The following is a 1,494-nucleotide window of genomic DNA, read 5'->3' as shown; positions in this document are numbered from 1 at the left end:
TAGTCTTACTGTGTCATAAAACTGTTTTGGCAGCATGGACATCGTGGCAGCCGCCGCGCCAAGGCGTGGGCGAGCCTAATCCTGATGGTGGCGATGGAGTTGGTGACGTGGCGTTCGGGACGCAGCGGCGGCACCGCGGGGTCGATAATCTTCGGGTAGCGCAGGTGCCTTGAGGAGCGGCGCTGAGCGTGGGGCTGAGGGGGGAATCAGACTCCGTTCGGAGACCAGGAATCCGTAAGCGGCGATGGCGAGCGTGGCGTGGTGATGGAAGCCGCGCCAACCTCGGCCCTCATAATGGCCAAGACCGATCTCCTGCTTGAGTTCCTGATAATCCCGTTCAATCCGCCATCGCAGCTTGGCCTGATCGACGAGAGTGGCGAGCCTGGTATCTTCCGGCAAGGTCGACAGCCAGTACTTGGCCGGCTCGACCTCGCCGTCCGGCCACTCGATCAGAAGCCATTCCTTGGCGCGCGGCTCAGAGCGCCAGTAGTCGCGATGGGCTGGGCGGACCCGGACGGTGGCAAAGCGTGAGGTAAGCGGCACCTTGGAGCCCTCGCGCCAGGTGATCTGACGCCAGGCGTCCTCGGGCAGGGCTTGCGCCAGCTCCTTGGCCGAAACGGGCGTGTGCCCGGCCTGGCGCCGGACGCGTGAAGGTGGGCGGCCGTGGCCGCTCCACGGCTTGGGCGGCAGCGGCTGTGTGCCCGGCGACCACAAGCGGATCGAGGACTGGACTCCGGCGACATAGGTCAAGCCCATCTCCGTCAACCCGGTGCGGAAAGCGGTGTCGTTGCCGTAACCGGCATCGGCCAGCACTACGCCCGGCGATATGTCGTTATCCAGCGCCGCCCGGATTTGGGTGAGCGCAATTTCGGGCTTGGTGCGGAAGACAACGTCCTCCGGCACGCCCGCCTTTTTCCGCCGATCGGGATCGTTGGCCCAGCTTTCCGGCAGATACAGCTGATAGGCGACCGGCAGGCTCGCCTGGTCGGTGGCAACCGACAGACTGACGGCGATCTGGCAGTTGTCCTGCTTGCCGAGCTGGCCGCAATACTGCCGCGCCACCCCCACCGAATGCTTCCCTTTCTTGGGAAAGCCGGTGTCGTCAACGATCCAGGCGCGGATCGGCGCCTGACGCTCCAGCGCCGGCAGCACTTCAGCCCGCACGACGCCAAGCACGGCATCGTCCGACCAGTCCGCTTTCGCCACGAAATGATGCAGCGACTGGTGCGCCGCCTGCACACGTCCCGGCTCAACCCGGGCCGCCATCGGCTCGACGCTCTTGCGCTCACCGGGCAAAAGCAGCCCCGTGCAATAGGCCTTCAGCGGCGCCACCCGGTCAGCATGACCCAATGCCGAGGCGAGCGTCTCGACATAGGCTGCAAAACGCGATTCACTCGTTTCGATTCCATCCTGGCGATCCATAGCTCCCTCCATTTGAAGCGCGAATCGCCATTGTCGCAATCAATCGTTAACGAAACTTATGACACAGTAAGA

1 protein-coding gene is annotated in these 1,494 nt (G+C 64.2%); it reads right to left on the bottom strand.

Annotation, left to right across the window (positions count from 1 at the left end):
• Positions 1-75: 75 nt before the first annotated feature.
• Positions 76-1,422 (bottom strand): IS701 family transposase, encoded by a 1,347-nt coding sequence (locus N1058_RS23970; protein WP_265520094.1) that lies wholly within the window; start codon positions 1,420-1,422, stop codon positions 76-78.
• Positions 1,423-1,494: the final 72 nt, after the last annotated feature.

Source organism: Nitratireductor luteus (assembly GCF_026162365.1).
In the GTDB taxonomy this organism is placed as follows: domain Bacteria; phylum Pseudomonadota; class Alphaproteobacteria; order Rhizobiales; family Rhizobiaceae; genus Chelativorans; species Chelativorans luteus.
The sequence above is the reverse complement of the archived record's forward strand: the minus strand, read 5'-3'. Positions and strand labels throughout refer to the sequence as shown.